Below are 24,031 nucleotides of genomic sequence, written 5' to 3'. Positions count from 1 at the left end.
CCGGTCACCGCCCCGCGGGAAAGGCCGCGCGCCGGCCGCAGCCGACCGTGACCAGGGCTATGAGCGCGAGAGCGATCATCACAGCGGGGAGCACCGATGCGCCGGCGCCGTCCACGATGACGGCGCCGAGCGCGCCGCCCGCGAAGATCGCCAGATTGAAGGACGTGGTGAGCAGCGCGTTCGCCACGTCGCCGTTCTCGCCCGCGGCTTCCCCCATGGCCGTCTGCAGGTGGGTCGCCGCGCCGCCGAAGGCGATGCCCCACAGCACGATCGCGAGGACCCCGGCCACCGTGGACCCCCGCGCCCCGAGGAAGACCACGCCGGAGACGGCGAACAGGGCCACGCTCACCAGGGTGAGCCGACGGAGCGCACGGTCGATGAACACACCGGTGATCCAGATCCCGCCGAGGGCCGCCGCACCGAACACGACGAGTGCGAGGTCGGGCCGGAGCCCGAGACGGGCCTGCCGCAGATAGGGAGCGATGTAGGTGTAGAGGAGGTTGTGCGCCAGCATCCAGACGAAGACGGTGACGAGGATGGTCGCCACGCCCGGAATGCCCAGCACCCGGATGAGCGGAGCCCGGGTCTGCGCTCGCTGTCCCGCGACATCGGGCACCAGGAGCCGGGCGAAGACGAGGACGGCGGCGGTGAGCAGGGACATCGCGACGAAGGCCCATCGCCATCCGAGCGCGGAGCCGAGCCACGCGCCCAGCGGCGTCCCGACGGAGAGCGCCACCGGTGTCCCGGTCATGGCGATGGCGAGGGCGCGTCCCGCGTGCTGCGGCGCGGCGATGCGCCGCGCGTATCCGGCGAGCATGCCCCACAGCAGCCCGGAGAAGGCTCCCGCGACGAACCGGGCGCCGAGCGCGACGGGGAGCGAGGGGGACAGGGCGGTGACGGTGTTCGCGACCAGGAAGCCGAGCAGCCCGGCGAGGAGGAGCGGCTTTCGCCGGGCCCCGCGCGTCAGCAGGATCGCGGGGATGGCCGCGAGGACCGTACCGATCGCGTAGGCGCTCACCAACTGGCCCGCCCCGCCCTCGGAAACCCCGAGTCCGTCGGCGAGGTGCGGGAGCAGCCCGGCGGGCAGCGTCTCCGTCATGATCACGATGAAGCCGGTGCAGGCCATCACGGTCAGCGCCGGAACGGGTAGCGCCTCGTGTGATCGGGTGGCGGGCGGGGTGGGGGACGTCATGGTCATCGGGGAGGACTCCTCCATTGATTATGGATTGATCGATCCGATATTGACGACGCGTGACGTCATCCGTCAAACTGGACCGGTCGTTCCGTAAATGGAGGAGATCTGCCGTGTCACCCGTCGGCCGCCCCCGGGTCTTCGACCTCGAAGCCGTTCTCGACGCCGCGATGCTGCTGTTCTGGGAGCAGGGCTACGAAGCGACGTCACTGGCGCAGCTGCGCGAGGCCACCGGGTTGTCCTCCGCCAGCCTGTACGGCGCCTTCGGCTCGAAGGACGGGCTGTTCGAACGCGCCGTGGAGCACTACGTCTCCGGGCCGGGCAGCATCACCGACGTCGCCGCCGACGAGGCGCTGAGCCCCCGGGACGCCGTCGCGCGTCTCCTGCACGGATCGATCGACATGCAGACCGATCCGTCGCACCCCCGCGGATGTCTCATCGCCCTCTCCGGCACGCTCGGCGCGCCGGAGGCGGGGGAGGCGGCGCGGAAGGCCGTGGCGGCGCGGCGGGGGGTGGACCGGGCGCGCATCAGGGAGTGCGTCGTACGGGGCATCGGCGCGGGCCACCTCGCCGAGGACACCGACGTGGACGGCGCCACGGCGATGATCCACGGCTTTCTGCTCGGTGTCTCGACCCAGGTGCGCGACGGTGTGCCCGCGCGCGATCTGCACGCCGCGGCCGACGCGCTGCTCGCCACCTGGGACGCGACGGGCCGCCGCTGACGCCTCGGGGGCTCCGAGGCGCCGGGGCGGCCGTTCGTGGTCGAGGCGTCGCGCAGGTCAGCGAGCCGTCCAGCCGCCGTCCACATACAGCTCCGAGCCGGTGACGAAGCTGTTCATGCCGAGCCAGACGCCGGTCTGGGTGACCGCGACGACCCGGTCACCAGTGCCACTCGCCCGTCCAGCCGTGTGCCCATGCTCATACCGGCACCACCTCCGCCGTGGCCACCGGCTTTCCGGTGACAAACGATTCATTCGCGGCCAGGCCGGTGACCAGCGCCAGCGCCCCGTCCGCCTCGGTGGCCCGCTGCTTCGACGCGTCGGAGCCGTCCGTGGTGGCGGACGTCCCGGTGGCCGCCGCCGGGTCCAGGGGGTTCAGGGGTCCGTACAGCGCCGTCAGCATGCGCTCGTCCCCGCCGCCGTGTCCCGCGTGGTCGAACGCGGGCAGCTCCACCTCCCGCGGCTGCTCCCACAGCGGGCGCAGCACCACCCGGGGACCGCCCGCGTTGGCGAGCGCCTCGTCGCCGTGGATGGTGCCCCGGCCGGAGGCGGTGCCCAGCACGGGCGGCTGCCAGCGGCTCTCCTCCACCTCCAGCTCCAGCCGGCCGCGGGTGCCGTTGAACATCACCCGGTACCCCTCCCACGGGGAGTAGGCCGTCAGGTGGTACGTCATGGTGGCGCCGGTGTCGTAGCGCACCAGCAGCGACATGTCGTCCTCGATGGTGATGTCGTCACCGAACACATTGCGGTCCCGGTGGTAGCCGTCCGCCCCCTCGGCGTCGAGGTAGAGCGAGCGCAGCGCGTCGTTGTCGGCCAGCTCCAGCGCGAACGGGTCGTCCTGGGCGGCGGCCGCGCCGTGGGCCCGCTCGTACTCGCGGCGGTAGCCGCTGCGCTCGCCCGCCTCGCGGCCGTAGAAGCCGAGCCTGCCGTAGCCGAAGACTTCCTGCGGCCGGGCCCCCAGCCACCAGTTGACCAGGTCGAAGTGGTGGCTGGACTTGTGCACCATCAGCCCGCCGCTGTGCTGTTTCTCGCGGTGCCAGCGGCGGAAGTAGTCGGCGCCGTGCCGGGTGTCCAGCAGCCATTCGAAGTGCACCGACAGCACCTCGCCGATGGCGCCCGCGGACAGCTGACGGTGGACTTCCTCGTGCACCGGGTTGAAGCGGTAGTTGAAGGCCACCGCCAGATGGTTGCCGGTCTCCTCGACGGTTTCGAGGATGCGGCGGCACTTGGCGGCGTCGGTGGTCATCGGCTTCTCGGTGACCACCCGGCAACCGGCCCGCAGCGCGGGCACGATGTAGGCGTCGTGCAGCGCGTCCACGCAGGTCACGACCACTTCCTGGATGTCGTCCGCACGCAGCCGGCGCTCGAACTCCTCCGGGCCCCAGGCCGCCGCCTCCGGCTCACCGGCCTCCTTCAGCAGCCGCTGGTGGTGGGCGATGCGCACCGGGTTGGGGTCACACAGCGCGGCGACCCGCAGCCCGGGGCGGCGGGCCAGCGCCGTGGTGAACATCTGCGCACGGGATCCGGTGCCCACCACCACGGCCCGGGAGGGAGTGTTGCCGACGGTCATGCGTCCTCCATAGGAAGTCGATCAACGCGTGCGCAGGATAGGCCGATCCGGGGCCCACCACCACGGGTCCGACACCATGCGGACAGCCGCCCCCGGCCGCCGCGGTGAGCGCGTAGCACTGCTGGAGGAACACCCCGCTCGGCTCAGCCGCGGCCCCGAGGGGACGGGGCGGCGGCCACCGGGCGCAGCGTGGCCGCCGCCTGCTGGTCCGGCGGCTGCTGCACCGCGACCCCGTCGGCGGCGCGCCGCGCGAGGCCCAGTTGGGAGATGGCGTTGACCATCCGCACCCCCGTCCCGGTGCCGATCAGCTGCCACCGCTGGGTGCGGGCCGTGGCGGAACACGTCTGCGTGGTCACCGTCGCGCCCGCCTCCAGCGGGGCGCCCAGGTAACGGGCTCCCATCACCATATCCAGGCAGTAGGCGGTGGTTGTGCCCGCCCGCACGGCGCGGAGCGTGTAGTAGCCGTCCGCGGTGGCCGACAGCCGCCACGCCGCACCGCCGTCGTCCCCGAACCGCGCGGTGGCGCCCTCGCCGCCGCCCGTGGTGGTCAGCCGGGTCGCGGAGCCGGGCAGCGTGAGGGCGTACGCACCGTCCTTCACCGGCAGCCGTACGGTGTTCTCCCAGCCGGGCGCGTGGCCGATGTCCCGGGCGAGCGCGTCGAATCCGTCGTACGTGGCGGCCGGTTTCGGGCTGCCCCAGGTGGCCTGGGCGAGGAAGCGCAGCGGCATAAACGCCTCCGTCTCGACCTCGTTCTCGGTCTGGGCCGCCGCCGAGTCCGGCCACATGGTGATCTTCGCCCCGCTGACGCCCGGCTGGGGACCGCTCAGCGTCTCGCCCTCGAAGCGCAGCGGTGTCCAGTCGCTCTCGTACAGCTCCCGCGTCTTCATGGGGGAGCCGCCGCGGATGAGATAGAGCGCGTAGGCCGAGTTCATCACCTGATGGCCCTGGGCGAGCAGGGCGGAGGGCGGCTGCTCGGGTTCGGCGGTCCAGTGCTCGACCCGGATGTCCTTGTTCACGGGGACGGTGTTGTCGCCCGTCAGCCCGTCGTTCCAGATCCGCAGGGTCCGCCCGCCGGCGCGCACATGGTCGTCCACGCGGTTGACGAAGTCCACGAACGCGTCCTGCGGAGTGGCCCCGGCGCCGTACTTCGCCTTGGCGTACGCGGCGATCTGCGGGTAGGCGGCGTAGTCGGAGCCCAGCATGTATTCGTCCGCGCCCATGTGCCAGTACGGGGTGTCCCATACGGTCAGCGCCTCGTCCAGCAGCCCGGTGTAGAACGAGAACGCCTCGGGCCGGGTGATGTCCAGCCGCGACGGCGACCGGGTTCCCTTCGTGTCCGTGAGCTGGAGTTCGGGGTGGTTCTGCAGGTACGGGTCGATGTGCCCGGGGGAGTTGATCTCCGGTACGAGCGTGATGTGGTACTTCCGGGCCATCGCCGACAGCCGCCGCACCTCGTCCTTGGTGTAGTAGCCCCAGAACTTCGTCTTCGGGTAGTCGTCGCTGGCCACCTTCGCCTCGATCCACAGCTGGTTCAGCTTCAGATACGCCATCTCGCGCATCAGCCGCTCGAACCAGTCCAGGGAGACGTGGATGTAGCAGGCGCACACCCCCACCCCGCGCTCGGCGTAGCGCGGCACATCGACCGTCCTGCCGTGCGGCAGCTCGCGCCCGCCGCCCAGCATCTGCAGCACGGTCCGGGTCCCCAGGAACGCCCCGGCGGCCGTGCCCCCGGTGATCCGTACGGTGTCGCCGACGACCAGTTCGTACCCCTCGGCGCCCAGATCCTTACGGGACGCGTCCACACCCAGCACCACATCGCCCGCCGCGCCGTCCCCGCCGGTCACCACGGACAGCCGTAGCCCCGTCGCATCGGCCACGTCGTCGGCGAACGTCGCGGCGTCACCGCGCAGCTCCGCCGTCCGCGCGACCACCGCCGCCGTGGCGGGCAGCCGCAGCGTGCCCTCCTGCCCGGTCCACCGCACCGGCGCCGGGATCACCCCCGGTACGGCCGCGGCGCGCCCGGCGGCCGTCGCCGGGCCGGACAACGCGGCCGGTATCAGCAGGGCCAGCGCCGCCAGGACGACGGCCCCCACCGTGGCCCTCATCCGGATACGGCGTCCGTGAGGCCGCGTCCGGCTGTGATGCCGCGTCCGGCTGTGATGAGGGGTCCGTCTGTGATGAGGGGTCGACAACGGCACTCGCCTCCATGCTCACCGGGCCGCTGCCCGCGGGCGGCGGCCATGATCGGACAACAAGTGGTGCGGGTGCCGGACGGCCACGGGAGTCACGGCCCGGCGGCAGGGTCCTTCCCCTCCCTCCCGCCTTCTGAACCCCTACGCAAAGCCACCGAGGATCACCGGCGCGTGACGGGAACGTATGAACCGCCCGGTCCGGGGTACTGTCTCACTCCAGCCGCTCACGTCCCGGCGCCGTAAGGTGTTAGGAATAGGGGGTGATCGGATTTTTCGGTCGATCGAAGCCCTCCCCGGCGGTCCGGCCGCGGGGACGCTTGCGCTCCCTGCTCGGCGTGCGCAGCATCGCCGGACAGGTGTTTGCCGTACAGGCGGTCGTCGTCGTCCTGCTCATCGCCGTGGCGACGCTGGCCCTCGTACTGCAGGCGCGCAACGACAGCGAGCAGGAGGCCGTCAACCGCTCCACCGCCGTGGCCCAGGCCTTCGCCGGCTCTCCGGGCACCGCGGAGGCCATGACGGCCCGCAACCCGACCGCCGTGCTCCAGCCCCGGACCGAGCAGGTCCGTAAGCGGGCGGGCCTGGACTTCGTCGTCGCGGCGAACACCAAGGGCGTCCGCTACACCCATCCGCTGCCGCAGCAGATCGGCAAGCAGCTCGTCGCCGACTACAAGCCCGCGCTCCGCGGCAAGGTCGTCACGGAGACCGTGCAGGGCCCCCTCGGCAAGGAAGTGCAGGCCACGGTCCCGATCCGAAAGGCCGACGGCACGGTCGTCGGCGTGATCTGCGCCGGGATGACCGCCCACGACGTCAGCGGCCGCGTCACCCGCCAGATGCCGCTGGTCCTCGGCGCGGCCGGAGGCGCGCTCGCCCTCGCCACCGCCGGTACCGCCCTGGTGGGCCGACGGCTGCGGCGCCAGACCCACGGCCTGGGCCCGGCCCAGATGACCCGTATGTACGAGCACCACGACGCGGTGCTGCACTCCGTGCGCGAGGGTGTGCTCATCGTCGACGGTCACGGCCACCTCGTCCTCGTCAACGACGAGGCGCGCCGGCTGCTCGACCTGCCCCCGGACGCCGAGGGCCGCCACGTCGGCGACCTGGGGCTCGAACCGCGTACCGCCGCGCTGCTGTCCTCCGGCCGCGTGGCCACCGACGAGGTGCATCTCGCGGGGGAACGGCTGCTGGCCGTCAACCAGCGCTCCACCCAGTGGAACGGCGGCCTCCCCGGCAGCGTCGCCACCCTCCGCGACACCACCGAACTGCGTGCGCTGTCCGGCCAGGCCGAGGTGGCGGAGAAGCGGCTGCGGCTGCTGTACGACTCGGGCGCGAAGATCGGCACCACGCTCGACGTCGCCCGCACCACCGAGGAGCTGACCCGGTTCGCGGTGCCGTGGTTCGCCGACTTCGCCACCGTCGACCTGGTGGACCCGGTACTGCGCGGCGACGAGCCGGTGGGCGACACCATGTGCCGTACGGCCACCTTCGGCATCCGCAACGACCACCCGCTGTGGCGGGTCGGCAAGCGGACGACCTATGTGCACGGCGCACCGCAGGCGCTCGGCTTCGGCGCCGGGCGGCCGGTGCTCGACGCCGACATCCGGGACTTCGCCGGATGGCAGGAGCAGGACCCCGAACAGGCCGTCCGGATCGTCGAATACGGCATCCACTCGATGATCACCATTCCGCTGCGCGCCCGCGACGTCACCCTGGGCATCGCCACCTTCTGGCGTTCCGAGAAGTCCGAACCCTTCGACCAGGAGGACGTGGCACTCACCGAGGAGCTGGTCGCCCGCGCCGCCGTCGCCATCGACAACGCCCGCCGCTACACCCGCGAGCACTCCATGGCCGTCACCCTCCAGCGCAGCCTGCTGCCGCAGGGCCTGCCCGAGCAGGACGCCCTGGAGGTGGCGCACCGCTACCTGCCCGCCCAGGCCGGTGTCGGCGGCGACTGGTTCGACGTCATCCCGCTGCCCGGCGCCCGGGTCGCCCTGGTCGTCGGCGACGTCGTCGGCCACGGGCTGCACGCCGCCGCCACCATGGGGCGGCTGCGTACCGCCGTGCACAACTTCTCCGCCCTGGACCTGCCACCGGACGAAATCCTCAGCCACCTCGACGAGCTGGTCACCCGCTTCGACCAGGACCAGGTCACCGCGGACACCGACGCCGCGCCGATCAGCGGCGCCACCTGCCTGTACGCGATCTACGACCCGGTCTCCGGCCGCTGCACCATGGCCCGGGCAGGCCACCCGGGCCCTGCCCTGACCTACCCCGACGGCACCGTCACCTTCCCCGAGGTCCCCCTCGCCCCGCCGCTCGGCCTCGGCGGCGAGCCCATCGAGACGACCGAGATGCTGCTCCCCGAGGGAAGCCGGCTGGCCTTGTACACCGACGGGCTGGTCGAGGACCGCGACCGCGACCGGGACTCCGGTCTCCGCCTGCTGCGCAGCACGCTGGAGGGCCATCCCGGGCGCGGCCCCGAGGAGATCTGCCGGGCCGTCTTCAAGGCGATGACGTCCTCGCAGCCGAGGGACGATGTCGCCCTCCTCGTCGCCCGCACCCACCTCCTGGACCCGGACTCCGTCGCCGAGTGGGACGTCCCCTCCGACCCGGCCGCCGTCGCCGGAGTCCGCGCCGAGGCGGCCCGCCGACTGGCCGGATGGGGGCTCGAGGAGAGCGGCTTCACCACCGAACTCATCCTCAGCGAGCTGATCACCAACGCCATCCGCTACGGCTCCGGCCCCATCAACGTGCGCCTCGTCCGCGACCGCAGCCTCATCTGCGAGGTCTCCGACGGCAGCAGCACCTCCCCGCACCTGCGCCGTGCCGCCTCCACCGACGAGGGCGGCCGGGGTCTGTTCCTGGTGGCCCAGTTCGCCCAGCGCTGGGGCACCCGGTACACCCCCACCGGCAAGATCATCTGGGCCGAGCAGCCCCTCACCGCCGCCGCCCCCGGTCCCGAGCCCACCGAAGAGGACCTGCTCGCCCAGTGGGGCGACCTGGACGACGTCTCGACATAGCCGGCCGCTGCGCGCGGCCGTCGGCGATATGTGCGCCGGAAGTCCGCCCCTGTGTATAACGGGGGCGGGAGGCGTTCCATGTCCGAGTTGTTCGACGCGATCGACGCACTGATCGCGGGCCAGTCCCCGCTGCCGCCACCGGCCGAGCGGGAGCGGCTGCGCACGGCACACGGCCTGAGCCAGGAGCAGGTCGCCAAGGCGCTGAAGGTGCGCCGTGCGACGGTGGTCAACTGGGAGAGCGGAAAGACCGAACCCAGGCCGCCGCAGCGCGAGGCGTACGCCCACTTCCTGAGCGAACTGGCCAAGCTGTACCCGGCCCCCGCCCCGACACCGGCCCAGGCCCCCGCCCCCGATGCGCGGCGCCCCGCGCCTCCCGCGCCCCCGGCCGCCCCCGTATCTCCCCCCGCGGCACCGGCGGTTCCGCCACCCGCAGAGGAGACCGGGCCGCCCGCCGGAGAACCCGCGGCGCCCCGCCACCCCGCCCCGCGCCGGGCACCCCGGCAGACCACCGGGCGACCCGCACCGCACAAGACCCCCGCCACCACCCCGGCCGGCACCGAACCCCGCTTCGCCAACGGCCCCCTGGCCGTCGTGGACGGCGACGGATCCGCGTACTGCACCGGCGGCCTGATCCTGGACTGCCCGCTGAAGGACATCCCGGCCCTGGTCACCTGGGCCCTGTCCGAGGCCCGGTTGGGCGCCCCCCGGCTGCACCGCAACGGCAAGGACGCCGACCCCCTGCTCGTCCTCACCGCGTCCGCCGCCGAACGCCTCGGACTGCCCGCCGAACTGACCGACCGCCGGAACCTGCGACTGCCCGAGGACCACAAGGTGGTCAAGCAGATCACCAGGGCCAAGTGGCAGCTCACCCGCCGTGGCTTCGGCCCCTGGGCCTGGGTCTACCGCCCGGCGCAGGGCAGTCGGCGCCACTGCGTCCAGTTCGCGGTCCTCCCCTGGGGCGCGCTGGACTCCCGGGCCTGGGGGAGCGCCGACCGGTTCGCCCCGGCCGAACTGGCGCGCGTACTCGGCGACTACGCCACCCGCGTCATCACCCCGCGCGGCACCACCGCCGTCACCGGTCTTGAGCTGATGACCGCCCTGCGCCCGCCCACCCGCGCCGTGAAGGACGAGGCCACCGGCACCTGGGCGTCCGGCCCGCAGCCCGGTTCGCTCACCGAGCCGGTCGACCCGGCGCCACCGGAGGCGCCGGACGAGCACCCCGTCGTCGCCCAGCTGTACCCGCGCGGCCACCGGCGCACCCCGGCCGAGATCCTGGACGAGGAGGCGTACGACTGGATCCGTGACCCCGAGCTGCTCACCGACGCCGAATGCGCGCACTCCCACGCCGTGGGCATCGACGTCAACATGGCCTTCGCCGCCGCCGCCAACCGCCTCAACCTCGGGCTCGGGGCGCCCGAACACCGCACGGCGCCCGCCTTCGACAAGGCGCTGCCCGGCAGCTGGCTGGTCGACCTGTCCCACATCGACCTCGACCCGCGCCTCCCGAACCCCTTCACCCCGCACGGCAACCGCCCCGAGGGACCCGCCTGGTACGCCACGCCGACCGTCGCGTACGCCGTGGAACTCGGCCACGAGGTCCGGCCCGTCGAGGCGTGGATCCGCCCCGAGACCGGCCCCTACCTGGACGCCTGGTACACCCGGCTGCGCGACGCCTACATGGCCACCATGGAGCGGCTCGGCGTGGTCTCCGGCATGAGCCCGCCGGACTTCCTCGCCGCCATGGAGCGGCACAAGCAGGCCGACCCCGGGCAGGCCGCCGTCCTGTCCGCCATCAAGTCCACCGTCAAGGGCGGCATCGGCAAGCTCCGCGAACGGCCCCAGGGCGCCCGCTACCGCCCCGGCGAACGCTGGCCCGCCCTGGAACGCCCCACCTGGCGCCCCGACATCCGCGCCGCCGTCATCTCCACCGCCCGGGTCAACATGCACCGCAAGATGCGCAAGCTCGCGGACACCGGGCTCTTCCCCGTAGCCGTCCTCTCGGACTGCGTCGTCTACCTCTCCGACGGCCCGAGCCCGCTGGACTTCCTGCCGCACACCCCCGACGGCAAGCCCCTTCCCGGCGGATTCCGCCTCGGGGTCTCACCCGGCATGGTCAAGCACGAGGGCACCCAGGAGTTCCTGTGGGCGGCCCAGCTCCTCGACGAGGGCCACAATCCCGCCCGCCACATCAAGGGCACCGACGCCGCGATCGACGGGGAGTAGGCGAGCACGATGGGCATCATGGGCGACAGCCTCGACAAGGCCACGGAGGCCACCTTCACCCGCCCCATCCCGAAATCCGCCCCCGCGCAGATGCGTTTCCTGGTGAAGCGGGAGAAGGGCTCCACCAAGGCGGTCGCGCGGCGGCTCGGGGTGTCCCAGCGCACCGTCGAGCGGTATCTCACGGGCCAGTTCAGGCACCCCCGCAAGGACCTCGCCGCCCGCCTCGCCGACCAGGTGCGCAAGGACTGGCAGCCCCGGGTACGCGCCCGGGCCAGGCAGCAGGCCGCCACCGCCACCGGCATCGTCATCGAGACCCGGGCCCGCTTCGGTTTCACGGCCGCCCCCGGCTCCACCGACGACGGCCGCGTCCGCCTGATCACCCAGCATCTGCCCCCGGCCTACGCGGCCCGCCTCTTCGAAGCGCAGTCCGCCGGCGCCACCGAACAGCAGCTCCGGGACATCGCCGCGGAAGGATTCCAGGAGATCTACTTCAAGGACAGCGGCCGCCGCGCGGACGGTCTCCTGGTGGAGTTCACCGACATCGACTACGTGGAGATGGACTTCTGACGCCCCCCTGAGCTGCTGGGTCACCATCAGGTTCCTGAGTCACCGAAAAGTGCGTTCTTCCATGTCAGCGGCCGCTCTCCTACGGTTCCCCGGTAACCACAAGAGACCGCGGAACCCCCTGACGAGGAGAGCTGACAGCATGGCCGTCACCCTGGTGAATCCCCCCGAGCTGCCCATCATCGACGTCTACCGGCAGGTGTCGATCGCATCCGGGTCGAAACTGGTCTTCATCGCCGGACAGGTCGCCTGGGACGCCGAGGGGACCACGGTCGGCGAGGGCGACCTCGCAGCCCAGGTCGAGCAGTGCTACCTCAACGTCGCCGCCGCCCTCGCCGGGGCCGGCGGCACCTTCGACGACGTGGCGAAGCTGAACGTCCACGTCGTCGACTGGACCCCCGACAAGATGCCCACCCTCCTGGAGGGGATCTCCCGGGCGGCCGCGAAACTGGGGGTCACCCCGGTGCCGCCCGCCACGCTGCTGGGTGTCGCGGCACTCGACGTACCCGAGCATCTCGTCGAGATCGAAGCCACCGCGGTCCTCGACTGAGCGGCCTGTCGGCGATCCGTCGCCGGTCCGTCGCCGATATGTCGGTGGCCGCTGGGATCTTCGACGGCAGGGCGCTCACCCCGAGCGCCCGCCCGCACGGCCTCCGGGCCGTGCGGGCCCTCTGCCGCAAGGGAGCTTGCCGCCATGCCGTCCGTGTCCTCCACCCCACTCTGGGATGTCCACCGGCTGCCGCGCGCCGATGGGCGCGTTGTCCTGGTCACCGGCGGCAACGCGGGCATCGGGTACTTCATCGCGGAGCAGCTGTCCGCGACCGGGGCCACCGTCGTGCTGGGCAGCCGCAGTCCGGTGAAGGCCGAGGCCGCCATGGCCGCGATCCGGGAGCGGGTCCCCGGTGCGCGGGTGCGTGCCCTGCGGCTGGACCTCGCCGACCTCGCCTCGCTCGAAACCGCCGTGGACGCCCTGGAGTCGCCACACCTCGACGCGGTGGTGCACAACGCCGGGGTCGCCCTCGACGACCCGCCGCGCCGCGAGACGGGGGAGGGTCATGAGCTGATGTTCGGCACCAACCATCTCGGGCACTTCGCGCTCACCGGGTGGCTGATGCCGATGCTGTCGGCCGCACCGGCGGGCCGCGTCGTGACGGTGGGCAGCTTCGCGGCGAAGACCGAACGGCTCGACCTGGACGACCCGCAGTCCCGGCAGGACTACCGCCCCAAGCGCACCTACGGCCGGTCCAAGCTGGCGCAGATGCACTTCGGCCTCGAACTCGACCGGCGCCTGCGCGCCGTCGGCAGCCCGGTGGCGAGCGTGGTGGTCCACCCCGGCGGCGCCCTCGACTCCCTCACCCCCTCGCGGCCGCCCGTCCATGTGCCCACCCTCGGCGCCCGGTTGCGCGGGGCGCCCGCCGGTGTCCTCCTCCAGGGCAAGCACGCCGGGGCGTGGTCCGCGGTGCGGGCGGTGCTCGATCCCGCCGTGCGCGGCGGGCAGTTGTGGGGGCCGGGCGTCTTCAGCCTGCGCGGCAGGCCCCGGCCGGAACCGGTATGGGCCCATCTCACCGACACCGCCGTCGCGGCGCGGCTGTGGGAGCTGAGCCGCACCATGACCGGTGTCGTCCCCGTCCCCGTCCCCGGATAGCCCCGGGGAAGGTGCCGGCCGCGCCGGTGGAGATCCCGCGCGCCCGCCCGCGCCACCTCGTCAACGGCCTCCGCCGCTGGTCAGGGCGCCACCCGGGCCACCGCGCCCGTCTCGAGGGCCACCCAGAGCGCCCCGTCCGGCCCGACCGCGATGCCGTGGGGTTCCGATGACGGCGAGGGCAGGTCGTACTCGGAGACCGCGCCGTCCGCCGTGATGCGGCCGACGCGGTTGGCGCCCCATTCGGTGAACCAGCACTCTCCGGCGGACACCGCGACGATGGCGTGCGGCTTGGCCGTACGGTCGGGGAGCGGGAACTCCTCGATCGCGCCGTCCACCGCGATCCGGCCGATCCGGCCCGCCGCGATCTCGACGAACCACAGGGCATCGCCGTCACAGGTGATTCCCACCGGCCCGGCGCCGGCGGTGGGCAGCGGATGGAGGGTGACATCACCGGCCACGGAGATCCGGCCGATGGCGTTCGCCTGGTTGAGGGTGAACCACAGCGCCCCGTCCGGACCCGCCGTGATCGCCGAAGGGAACGCGCCCTCGACCGGCAGGGTGAACTCGGTGATCGCGCCGTCGACGCCGACGCGGCCGATGCGGTCGGTGTTCATTTCGGTGAACCACAGGGCGCCGTCCGGTCCGGTGGCGATGCCGAACGGCGCGCTCCCGGGTGTCGGTACGGCGTGGGCCCCGGACCGGCCGTCCGTCGTGATACGGCCGATCCGGTGGTCCTGGGACCGCGCGAACCACAACGCCCCGTCGGGCCCGGCGGCGATGATCGTCGGCCGGCAGGTGCGCGCGTCCAGATCGTACGTGGTGAGGCCACCGTCGAGGGTGAGCCGCGCGATCTGGCCGCTGTGCACGAGGGTGACCCACAGCGCGCCGTCAGGGCCGGTGGCGAGCGCGTACGGGCCCGACCGCTCGTCCGCCACGGGGAACACCCGGACGGAGGGCGAAGCGGAATGCGGCACAAAGGCTCCTTCCGAAGCGGCGGCGTTCACCCAACGCACCCTGCCCGTCGGGACGGGGCGTGCGCAACTGCTTTCCGCACCCCGTGCCTTAGCATCGTTACTGAGCAGTAGAGCGCCGCAACCGGAAGAGGAATCACAGTGCACAGCCCGGTCAAGCATGACGTCGTCGAGGTCAACGGAGTGCGGTTGCACATCGCGGAGCAGGGGGAGGGGCCGCTGGTCCTGCTGCTGCACGGCTTTCCGGAGAGCTGGTACTCCTGGCGCCACCAGTTCGGCCCGCTGGCCGAGGCCGGATACCGCGTCGTCGCCCCCGACCAGCGCGGCTACGCTCGCAGTGAGCAGCCCGAGGACATCGCCTCCTACAGCCTGCTCCACCTCGCCGGTGATGTGATCGGGCTGATCCGCGCCCTCGGCGAGGAGCAGGCGGTCGTCGTCGGACACGACTGGGGCGCGCCGGTGGCCTGGATCACCGCGATGCTGCGCCCCGATGTCGTACGGGCCGTGGCCGGGCTGAGCGTCCCGCCCGCGCTGCCCACCGGAATGGCCCCGCCCTCGGCCACCCGGACGTACTACGGCGAGGGCTTCTACCAGAACTACTTCCAGCAACCGGGCATCGCCGACGCCGAGTTGGGGCAGGACATCGCGTCGTCCCTCCGCCGGATCCTGTACAGCGGCTCCGGCGACAACCCCAGGACCGAGCGGCCCCGGCCGTGGGTCGTCCCCGAGGGCAGGACCCTGCTGGACACCGTGCCCGAACCGGAGCAGCTGCCCGGGTGGCTCACCGAAGCGGACATCGAGGTCTTCGCCCGCGACTACGCCGAACACGGCACCCGGGCCTTCACCGGCCCCCTCAACTGGTACCGCAACATCGAACGCAATCAGGAACTCCTCGCCCCCTTCCGGGGCCGCGGCATCGAGGTGCCCGCGCTGTACATGGTGGGCGACCGCGACCTGGTCACCTCCTTCCGCGGCGTGAACACCCTGCGCGCCTCGCTGCGCCGGATCGTCCCCCGGCTGCACGACGAGGTGACCCTGCACGGCTGCGGCCACTGGACCCAGCAGGAGCGCCCCGACGAAGTCAACGCCGCCCTGCGGGACTTCCTTGCCCACGTGGACGGCCGCGGCTGACCGCAGCGGCGGGGCCGGGGAAGGTCAGCGAGCCCTCCAGGAGTCCGGTGAGCCGCTTCGTCGGCAGGAACCGGAAGTACGCGTCACGCATGGGCCTGCGAAAGGGGTTCTCCGCCTGCTCGATCGCACTGATCGACCGGGCCGCCGTCACGACGTCGCTGGTCCGCTGACGGCGCTCGTCCTCGTAATCCCGCAGCGCCCGGAGGGGGTCGGCGGTTCTGGCCAGATGCCGCGAGAGCACCACCGCGTCCTCTATCGCCATGCCCGAGCCCTGGCCGAGGCTGGGAAGCATGGGGTGCGCGGCATCGCCGAGCAGTGTCACCGGACCCCGGCCCCAGCGGTCGAGGAAGACGCGGTCGTGGGACGGGGCCGTCAGGATCGATTCTTCGGGCGTCTGCCGGATCGCGTGCTGCACTTCCTCCGCCCAGCCCGCATAAGCGAGTTCGATGCCGGCCTTGCCGCCTTTCCAGTCATGCGCGCGTTCGGCGGGCATGTTCTTCGTCCCCCACCAGTAGAGGGTGCCGCCGCCCATGTCGACCAGCCCGAATCGCTGACCGCTGCCCCAGTAGTGGGTCACCGAACCGGTGGTGAAACGCGGATGGCTGAACGGCACCAGGGCCAGCCAGCAGACGTATCCGCCGTACCGCGCATCCTCGGGGCCGACGAGCCGGCGCCGTACCACCGAGTTGAAGCCGTCCGCGCCGATGAGGAGGTCACCGCGGGTCTCGGTCCCGTCCGAGAACCGGACCGTCACCCCGGGCCCCCCGTGCGGCCCCTCGGTGCTGAAGCCCTCCGCGGTCGCGCCGAGCCTGATCGGGATCCCGTCGGCGGCGTTCAGCAGGGCCTGCTGGAGCGTGGACCGTGTGATGAGAACGCTCGGTACGCCCAGCCGCCCGATGATCTCAGGGAACGGGAACTCCCTGATCAGCCGTCCACGCGCGGTCCTGACGCGGTAGGACTGCAGGATCTGCCCATGCTTGTCGAGTCCCAGGTCCAGGTCGATGGAGTCCAGGGCGGCGAGGGCGTTGCTCATCACCGAAAGTCCTGACCCTGCGGCCCTGAGCTCGTTGGCCCGCTCGTGGACCTCGACGTCGAGCCCGGCCTTGCGCAGCGCGATGGCCGCCGTCAGGCCGCCGATCCCCGCGCCGACAATGATCGCCTTGCGGCGCCGGTGGCAGGTCATGCGTCACTCTCCCCTCAGGTCGCTGTCATCGGTGTGCCGCTGCTGGGGCGTGGACCCCGGGCCCGCGCCACGAGGTGGGGCGATCAGCTCACCGACGGTGCGGGCCACGCGGATGACGTGCGGCTCCTCCATGATCGTGAGGTGGTCGCCCGGTACGTCGATCACGGTCAGTTCCCCGCTGGTCCGCTCCCGCCAGCCGTTCGCCGGATCCCGGTGCATGCTGCCGATGGTCTCGTGCATCGATTCCAGGACATCGGGCAGCGGTTCAGCGGCGTGAATCAACGTCATGTCCTGGTGGACCGTTCCGGGCCGGTACGCGTAAGCCGCCCGCCAGTTGGTTTCGTACACATGGAACAGCCGTCGCACGACCGCGCCGGAGCTGCCCGCCGGCAGCACCCCTTCCGCGACCGCGAGAGCGGCGATGAAGTCGAACTGCTCGGCCAGTGTCGTCAGCCCGGCGGGCAGGACCTCCTGGGGCGAGTCACCGCCGCGGCGCAGCCACAACAACTCCCAGAAGAACCACGTGAGCAGGGCGTCGGACCGGACGGGAAGCCGTCTTCCCGGCGCGAGAGCCGTGGTGTCGAGCAGCACCAGGTGCGCCACCTCCTCGCCCGCCGCCCGGATCTGCCGGGCCATCTCGAAGGCCACGAATCCGCCGAAGGACCAGCCGCCGATCGTGTACGGGCCCCGGGGCCGCAGCCGGCGGATGGCGGCGACGTAGCCGGCCGCGATCTCCTCGACCCCGCCGCGCAGTGGCTCCGTCCCCGGGTCCACTCCCGCGGCCTGGAGCGCGTACAGCGGCTGGTCGGCGGGCAGGTACCGCGCGAAGCGCACGTAGCACAGCACGTTGCCGCCCATGGGATGGACGAGGAAGAGCGGAGGCCGGCTGCCGCCGGTGCGGATGGGTACGAGCGGGTCGAAGGCCGCGCTGGCCCCTCTCGACCGCAGTCGTTCGGCGAGTTGGGCCATGGTGGGCGCCGAGATGAGCTCGGACAGGGGAAGGCCGGTGCCGTAACGCTGCTCGATGAGGACGACGAGACGCATGGCGGTGAGCGAGGTGGCGCCCAGGTCGAAGATGTTGTCGTGCACGCCCACGGCGGGCCGCTGCAGCAGCTCGCCGACGATCTCCACCAGGGCCCGCTCGTAGCCGTCCCGTGGCGGCGCCGCACCGCCTGTCGCCCCGGTGGTTCCCACCGTCAGGGGGAGACGTCGCAGGGCCGCGTCGTCCCGTTTGCCGCTCGGCGTCAGCGGCAGCGCCGGCAGCCACTCGAAGTGCGAGGGCACCATGTATTCCGGAAGGACGGCGCGGAGCTGCTTGCCGAGCTGTGCCGTGTCGGTGTGCTCCCGGTCGCCCACGAGGAAGGCGGCGAGGAACGTGTCGTCGCCCTCACGGCGCCTCGCCACCACCGCCGTCTCGGCCAGGCCCGGGTGGTGAGAGGAGGCGAACCGGGCGATGGCCAGCTCCACTTCCGCCGGTTCCACCCGGAAGCCGCGCACCTTGACCTGTGTGTCCGCCCGGCCGGTGCACACCATCGCGCCGTCGGCCAGGGCGAAGCCGAGGTCGCCGGTGCGGTACAGACGGCGGCCGGGCCCGCCCGAGGGGTGAGGGACGAACCGCTCCCCGGTCAGCGCGGACTGGTTCAGATACCCGTCGGCCAGGCAGGCGCCACCGAGGTGGATCTCGCCCGTGACCCCCGCGGGCACCGGACGCATCCGGGAGTCGAGGATGAGCACCTCGGCGCCGTCGACAGGGGTGCCGATCGGCGGCAGGGACGGCCAGTGGTCCGGGTCGCCGGACAGGGTGTGGCTGGTCACGACGTGCGACTCGGTGGGGCCGTACTGATTCTCCAGCAGGGCCCCGGGCAGCCCGGCGCACAGTCGGCGGATCTCCGGGGTGACGCGCAACTGCTCGCCGGACGAGATCAGCGCCCTGAGGGCGCCGGGGACCAGCCCCAGGGCGGCGGAGGCCTCGGCGAGCTGCTGGAGCGCCACGTACGGCAGATACAGCCGCTGCACCCGCTCCCGTTCGAGCAGCCGCAGGAGAGCGGGCATGTCGCGCCGCTCGGCCTCGGACAGCAGCACCAGGGTGCCGCCGCCGCACAGGGTGGAGAAGATCTCCTGGAAGGAGACGTCGAAACTCATCGGCGCGTACTGCGCGGTGATGCCGCCGGGTACGCCGCTGGGCGCGCCGTTCTGCCAGGCGATCAGCCGAGCCAGTGAGCGATGCGGCATCGCCACGCCCTTCGGCCGTCCGCTGGAACCGGAGGTGAACAGGACGTACGCGGTGTGTTCGGGTGCGATCGCGGGGACGGGCGGCGCGTCGGTGCCGGGTCCGCCACCGCTCCCGTCGAGTACCTCCTCCGGAGTCAGCGTCGCGGCCGCGCCGGACACCAACTGGTGGTACGCAGGCTGGGCGATGACCCTGAAGGGCCGGGCCTGTTCCAGCATGGCGCCGAGCCGTTCCGGCGGGTAGGCGGTGTCCAGCGGGAGCGCCGCCGCCCCGGCCTTGAGTACGCCCAGGAGCACGGCGACCGTCTCCGGTGAACGGTCCATGGCGATGCCGACGCTCTCTCCTGGCGCGGCGCCCAGGGCGAGCAGGCGACGCGCCACCCGGTCGGACGCCCGGCCGAGTTCGGCATACGTCCAGCGCTGTTCCCCGAAGCCCAGGGCGATCGCGTCCGGTGTGCGGGTGGTCTGCTCTCGTATGGCCCGTACGACATCCGTCGGCGTCGTTTCCGCCCGTTCGGCGAGTACGGGCGGAGAGGCGGGCAAGCCGCAGCCGGGCGCCTCGTCCGGGTGATGCAGGAGCCGTGAGAGGAGGCCGGTGAAGGTGTCCGTGTACAGCTCGGCCTGAGACGGGGTGAAGACGCTGCCCTGGTAGTCCAGGCGCAGCCACAGACGCCCGTCCGCCGGGTCGGTGAGGGCGTTGACCAGCAGGGTGAAGTTCGTTTCCTCCCAGGTCAGGAAGGAGCGCAGCCGCACCCCCGGAAGCGCGAACACCTCGGCGAGCTGACGGAAGTGGACGTAGTTGAAGGCGGTGTCCAGGACGGTGCCGCCCAGGTCCTCCTGGATGGCGCTGAGCGGATAGCGCCGGTGCGCGTGGCTCTGCTGTTCCTGCGAGAAGGCCTCGCGGACGACGTCGAGCCCACTGTCCCGGGCGGTGTTCAGCCGGATGGGCAGGGTGTTGAGGAACAGGCCCGCGATGCGCTCCGCGCCCTCCGTCTCGGGGCGGCCGTGGGTGATCAGCCCGGTGGTGATGTCCTCGGTCCCGCTGAACCGGCTGAGTGTCAGGCAATGCGCCGCGAACAGCACGGACTTCACCGGAACCGCGTGCCGCCGGGCGAAGTCCCGGATCGCGTGGGTCAGGTCGGCGGACAGACTCTCCCGGCGCGTGATCAGCTCGTCGCCGCGCGGGGCCTCATGAGGGCGGAACGCGGTCGGCCGCGGCGGCGACGCGCCTTCGAGACGGTCGCGCCAGTAGGTGCGCGTCGACGCGGACGCGAGCGCGGCGCGTTCCGCCGCCACGTGCCCGGCAGGGGAGGGAAGCTTGTGGTCCGCCACCGGCCCGGTGTCCAGCCCCATGGTGCTCAGGTAGTCCTGCAGCAGCTCGCGCACGAGGTTGGCGACGCTGCCGCCGTCCAGGAGGGCGTGGTGGAAGCTGAGGACCATCTCGACGGTGTCCGGCAGGACGTACAGGCGGAAGTGGTACAGGGGCGCCCGCAGGAAGTCGTAACGGTGGAAGCGCCGCTCCTCTATGTGCCGGGCGATCTCCGCCGGTTCCGTGTCCCCGCCGGCGCCGCGCAGGTCGTGCACCGCGAGCCCGCCGGACACATGCGGGGCGACGAGCTGCAGCGGCTCGGAGAAGCCGCCGAGGTCGAAGGAGGAGCGCAGAGCCGGGTGGCGGGCCACGAGGCGGTCGAAGGCCCGGGTGAACAGCGCCTCGTTCCACGGCATTTCGAAGGAGTAGCGGAAGACGTCGTGGTACACGGCGGTGCGCTCCTGGGCGCGGCTGTGGTACAGCAGACCGAGCTGGAGCCGGGAGAGCGGATAGGCGTCCTCGTACCCTTCCAGCCGGGCCCGGTCGACGCGGGAGACCAGGGCGAACGGCTCGTCCGCGGCGCCGTCGGAGGGTTTGCGGCCGCTGGTGGCCACCGCGGCCAGTCCGGCGACCGTGGGGTTCCGGGTCAGGTCGGTGAGGGAGAAGAGCAGCCCCTCCTTCGCGGCCGCGGCCTGCACCCGCAGCATGAGCAGGGAGTCGCCGCCGAGGGCGAAGTAGTCGTCGTACACGCCGATGTCACCGGCCTCGAGCAGCTCGCCCCAGATGCGCGCCAGGGTCCGCTCGGCCGCGTCGCGCGGCGGTGTCTTCCCGCGCGGCCCCGTCCCGGCAGCCGGGAGGGACAGCAGGGCGCGCCGGTCGGCCTTGCCGTTGGGGGTGAGCGGCACCGCGTCGATCCGCACGAAGTTCGCGGGGATCATGAAGTCGGGTAGCCGCGAGGCCAGATGGACCCGGAGCTCACCGGGCTCCAGCTCGGCGTTCGCGACGTAGCAGCCGGTCAGATACGTGCCGCGGGACGCGGACCGCTGGTCCACGACCACCGCGTCCCGCACGCCCGGCGCCGCTGCCAGCGCCCTCTCCACCTCGCCCAGCTCCACGCGGTTGCCGCGTATCTTCACCTGTCCGTCGATCCGGCCCAGGTACTCCAGGGTGCCGTCGGCGAGCCGGCGGGCGAGGTCACCGGTGCGGTAGAGCCGGTTCCCGGTCCCGGACGGGCCGTGGGCCCCGGCCAGGCCGCGGGTCCCGAAGGGGTCACGGACGAACTTCTCGGCGGTCAGCTCGGGGCGGCCCAGATAGCCGCGGGCCACCCCGACGCCGCCGACGCACAGCTCACCGGGCACCCCGGGCGGCTGTGGCCGGTCGTGGCCGTCCAGGACGTACAGGGCGGTGTTGTCGATGGGCCGGCCGATCGGCACCCGGGTGACCGGCATGCCGGGATCGCTCGGGCAGTCGTGGTACGAGACGTCCACGGTGGCTTCGGTCGGCCCGTACAGGTTGACCAGCCGGGGCCCGGGGCCGGAGCCGGAGGCGAAGACGTGGTTGAACTGCTCGACGCGCGCGGGGGGCAGCGCCTCGCCGCTGCAGAAGACGTGACGCAGCGAGGCGGCGTCCGCCCGTGCCCCCGCGTCGTCGCTCAGCAGGTCGAGGAAGGGGCCCAGCATCGAGGGCACGAAGTGCAGCACGCTGACCCGCTGGTCGCGCACGGTCCGCAGGATGGTGCGCGGGTCCTTCTCACCTCCGGGCGGCAGCAGCGCCACAGTGGCGCCTTCGATCGCCCACCAGAACAGTTCCCACACCGACACGTCGAAGGAGATCGGGGTCTTGTGCAGCAGCACGTCCCCCTCGCCCACCGGGTAGCGGCGCTGCATCCAGGCGAGCCGGTTGACGACGGAGTGGTGTTCGACCATCACGCCCTTGGGCCGTCCGGTGGAGCCCGAGGTGTAGATGACATAGGCGAGGTCGCGGGAGGTGGCGGCCGGTTCCAGCGGCCCTCGCGGGCCGTGGAGCAGTTCGGCCACGCGCAGCACCGGAATGGCTGTGTCCACCTCGGGGCGTGGGGTGCCGGCATCCATGAGGACGGCGGCGGCGCGGCTGTCGCGCAGCATGAAGGCGATGCGGTCGGCGGGGTAGCCGGGGTCCACGGGCACATAGGCGCCACCGGACTTGAGGACGCCGAGCAGGGCGACGAGCGACTCCGGCCCGCGCTCGCTCAGCACGGCGACCCGGTCGTCCGGCCGGATGCCCCTGGCGCGCAGTGCCCGGGCGACCTGGTTGGCGCGGGCGTCCAGTTCGGCGTAGGTGAGCCGCCGGCCCGAGCCATGGATGACCGCGATCCGGTCGGGGGTCCGGGCCGCCTGTTCTTCGATCAGCGCGTGCACGGTGCGGTCGGCCGGGTAGGGGACGGCCGGTCCCTGCGCCTGGCGGATCAGCTGTGCCCGCGCGGTGCTGTCGAGCAGCGGAAGTGCGGTGGCGGGCCGGTCGGGCATGTCCAGGCCGCTCACGAGGAGAGCGCGCACCTGCCGGGCGACCGCGGCGATGGGGAGGTCCGCGTCGAAGACATCGCCCGCGTACTCCAGGTCGATCCGCAGATCGGAGTCGTCCTCCGGGGCCTGGACGACGACGTAGAGGGCGTCCTGCGGGTGCCGGGCAGCGAACATCAGCAGGTCCCGGCCGATGCCCGGCGGCACCGGGGCCCGGGGGAAGCGCAGATAGGTGAGCGTGATGTCGAACGGCTGGCGCGAGGGTCCGCCGCCCGGCGGGGCCGGCAGGGAGCGGACCAGGTCCCCGAGGGTGAGCCGCTGGTGCGGCCGCGTCTCCTCGATCGTCGTCCCGATCTCGGCGGCCAGCTCGTGCAGCGTCGCCCCGGGGCGTATCGCCACCGGCAACGGGAGGTTGTTCGCGAGCTGGGCGACGACTCCGCGCTCCGCCGCGGTGCGGCGGTTGAGGAACGGCATGCCGAGCACGATGCCGTCGGTGCGGTGGATACGGGCGGCGTACGTGGCGAACGCCGCGGCGAGGTAGGCGAAGGGTGAGCTGCCGCCCTTGCGTAAGCGCTTCACCAGGGCGGCGTCGAGGGTGAACGTGTACCGGCCGCTCGGTGGCCGCCGGTCGTACCGGGTGCTCCTCGGGCCGGCGGGGGGCGTGCTCCGTGGGAAGAGGGCGGGACTCGCGCGTGTCAGGGCCGCACCGTGGTGGACGAGGTCCCGCTCGTGGTCCTCGGATTTCTGGTAGTCGGCGTCCGCCGCGACGGTATCGGCGTAGGCGGTGCCGGCGTAGGCGGTGTCGGCGTAGGCGGTGCCGGGATCCGGGGACGGCTGTCGCCGTCCGTTCGTCAGCAGGGCGTATTCCGTCCACATCTCGGTGCTGACCAGGTTGAGCGACCAGCCGTCCACGATCAGATGGTGGGCCTTGAGCAGCAGATGGACGACCTCGTCGCTCTCGCGCAGCAGGAGGGCGGTGAAGAGGCGGGAGCCGGTCGGCACGAACGGCTCGGCGATGAGTCGATCACGCCAGGTTTCGAAGGCGACGGCCGGTTCGGGCCCGTCCGAGAGATCGACCTGGTCGACCCATGAGCACTCGTCACGCCTCTCGATCCACTGGTAGGGGACTCCCTCGTCTTCGCCGAAGCGCACGCTGAAGGCTTCGTGCCGGCGCAGCACCCGCGTGAGGCTCGTGCGCAGCCCCTCGGTATCCACGGGGCCGGTGAGTCGTTCATGGAGGACGATATTGAATTGCGGGTCGCCCGGGTTCTGGGCCTCGGCGGTCCAGATTTCGCGCTGATTCAACGTCAGCGGCATGCGATTCACATTTCCCACGGACTTCCTCCTTCGCTTTCCGGCCGGTCGGGTTCGCCGGGATCGGCATGGATGGAATGTCGGCTGGGGCGCACGGCACGGCCACGGTCCCGGGACGGCGCCGGCCCGTGCGGGGGGCACGTGGCGGGGCCGCGGCCGGATGGTTGCGGGGAGATGGTATGCGCCGGGGCGGAGTGCGAGAACGCCAAGTCCAGGGACCTTGTGGGTACCGTAAGGGGGACACCGAAGTGCTGACGGGGGGCCACCACAGCCT

Annotated in this window: 13 protein-coding genes; 7 read left to right on the top strand and 6 right to left on the bottom strand. The window is 72.4% G+C overall.

Annotated elements, in window-relative coordinates; genetic code table 11:
• Window positions 1-4 precede the first annotated feature (4 nt).
• Window positions 5-1,198, bottom strand: a complete 1,194-nt coding sequence (locus ACFZCY_RS14860) for an MFS transporter (protein ID WP_391172594.1) — start codon at window positions 1,196-1,198, stop codon at window positions 5-7.
• Window positions 1,199-1,305: 107 nt separating this feature from the next.
• Between ACFZCY_RS14860 and ACFZCY_RS14855 the strand changes: the two genes are divergently transcribed.
• On the top strand, window positions 1,306-1,914 hold the full coding sequence (locus tag ACFZCY_RS14855; RefSeq protein WP_391172592.1) for a TetR family transcriptional regulator: 609 nt from the start codon (window positions 1,306-1,308) through the stop codon (window positions 1,912-1,914).
• 196 nt (window positions 1,915-2,110) lie between these two features.
• Here ACFZCY_RS14855 and ACFZCY_RS14850 read toward each other — a convergent pair whose 3' ends face one another.
• On the bottom strand, window positions 2,111-3,481 hold the full coding sequence (locus ACFZCY_RS14850; RefSeq protein WP_391172590.1) for a Gfo/Idh/MocA family oxidoreductase: 1,371 nt from the start codon (window positions 3,479-3,481) through the stop codon (window positions 2,111-2,113).
• 143 nt (window positions 3,482-3,624) lie between these two features.
• Complete coding sequence (locus ACFZCY_RS14845) at window positions 3,625-5,586, bottom strand: family 20 glycosylhydrolase (protein ID WP_391172588.1); 1,962 nt, start codon at window positions 5,584-5,586, stop codon at window positions 3,625-3,627.
• 404 nt (window positions 5,587-5,990) lie between these two features.
• On the opposite strand from ACFZCY_RS14845, the gene ACFZCY_RS14840 reads away from it, so the two are divergent.
• From ACFZCY_RS14840 to ACFZCY_RS14820, 5 genes are all read left to right on the top strand, one after another.
• Window positions 5,991-8,690 carry a SpoIIE family protein phosphatase gene (locus tag ACFZCY_RS14840; protein WP_391172586.1) on the top strand — a complete coding sequence of 900 codons (2,700 nt, stop codon included), beginning with the start codon at window positions 5,991-5,993 and terminating at the stop codon, window positions 8,688-8,690.
• Window positions 8,691-8,768: 78 nt separating this feature from the next.
• Window positions 8,769-10,913: a telomere-associated protein Tap gene (gene tap / locus ACFZCY_RS14835; RefSeq protein ID WP_391172584.1), complete on the top strand. Its 2,145-nt coding sequence runs from the start codon at window positions 8,769-8,771 to the stop codon at window positions 10,911-10,913.
• A gap of 9 nt (window positions 10,914-10,922) precedes the next feature.
• Entirely contained in the window at window positions 10,923-11,480 is a 558-nt protein-coding gene (gene tpg / locus ACFZCY_RS14830; RefSeq protein ID WP_391172582.1) for a telomere-protecting terminal protein Tpg, read from the top strand.
• A 139-nt stretch (window positions 11,481-11,619) separates the two neighbouring features.
• Window positions 11,620-12,027: a Rid family hydrolase gene (locus ACFZCY_RS14825; RefSeq protein ID WP_391172580.1), complete on the top strand. Its 408-nt coding sequence runs from the start codon at window positions 11,620-11,622 to the stop codon at window positions 12,025-12,027.
• A gap of 144 nt (window positions 12,028-12,171) precedes the next feature.
• Window positions 12,172-13,122 (top strand): SDR family NAD(P)-dependent oxidoreductase, encoded by a 951-nt coding sequence (locus ACFZCY_RS14820; protein WP_391172577.1) that lies wholly within the window; start codon window positions 12,172-12,174, stop codon window positions 13,120-13,122.
• Between the two features lie 80 nt (window positions 13,123-13,202).
• Here the strand turns inward: ACFZCY_RS14820 and ACFZCY_RS14815 are convergent, their stop codons facing one another.
• On the bottom strand, window positions 13,203-14,096 hold the full coding sequence (locus ACFZCY_RS14815) for a virginiamycin B lyase (RefSeq protein ID WP_391172575.1): 894 nt from the start codon (window positions 14,094-14,096) through the stop codon (window positions 13,203-13,205).
• Between the two features lie 138 nt (window positions 14,097-14,234).
• Here ACFZCY_RS14815 and ACFZCY_RS14810 point away from each other — a divergent pair, with 138 nt between their 5' ends.
• Window positions 14,235-15,224, top strand: coding sequence for an alpha/beta fold hydrolase (locus ACFZCY_RS14810; RefSeq protein WP_391172573.1), 990 nt, complete (start codon window positions 14,235-14,237; stop codon window positions 15,222-15,224).
• Here the strand turns inward: ACFZCY_RS14810 and ACFZCY_RS14805 are convergent.
• Window positions 15,175-16,407 (bottom strand): FAD-dependent monooxygenase, encoded by a 1,233-nt coding sequence (locus ACFZCY_RS14805; protein WP_391172571.1) that lies wholly within the window; start codon window positions 16,405-16,407, stop codon window positions 15,175-15,177. The two genes, ACFZCY_RS14810 and ACFZCY_RS14805, sit on opposite strands and share 50 nt — an antisense overlap.
• A 3-nt stretch (window positions 16,408-16,410) precedes the next feature.
• Window positions 16,411-23,760, bottom strand: coding sequence for an amino acid adenylation domain-containing protein (locus ACFZCY_RS14800; RefSeq protein WP_391173643.1), 7,350 nt, complete (start codon window positions 23,758-23,760; stop codon window positions 16,411-16,413).
• Window positions 23,761-24,031: the final 271 nt, after the last annotated feature.

It is taken from the genome of Streptomyces sp. NPDC007983 (assembly GCF_042958345.1).
GTDB lineage: Bacteria > Actinomycetota > Actinomycetes > Streptomycetales > Streptomycetaceae > Streptomyces.
This window is presented reverse-complemented; position numbering and strand designations above follow the sequence as displayed.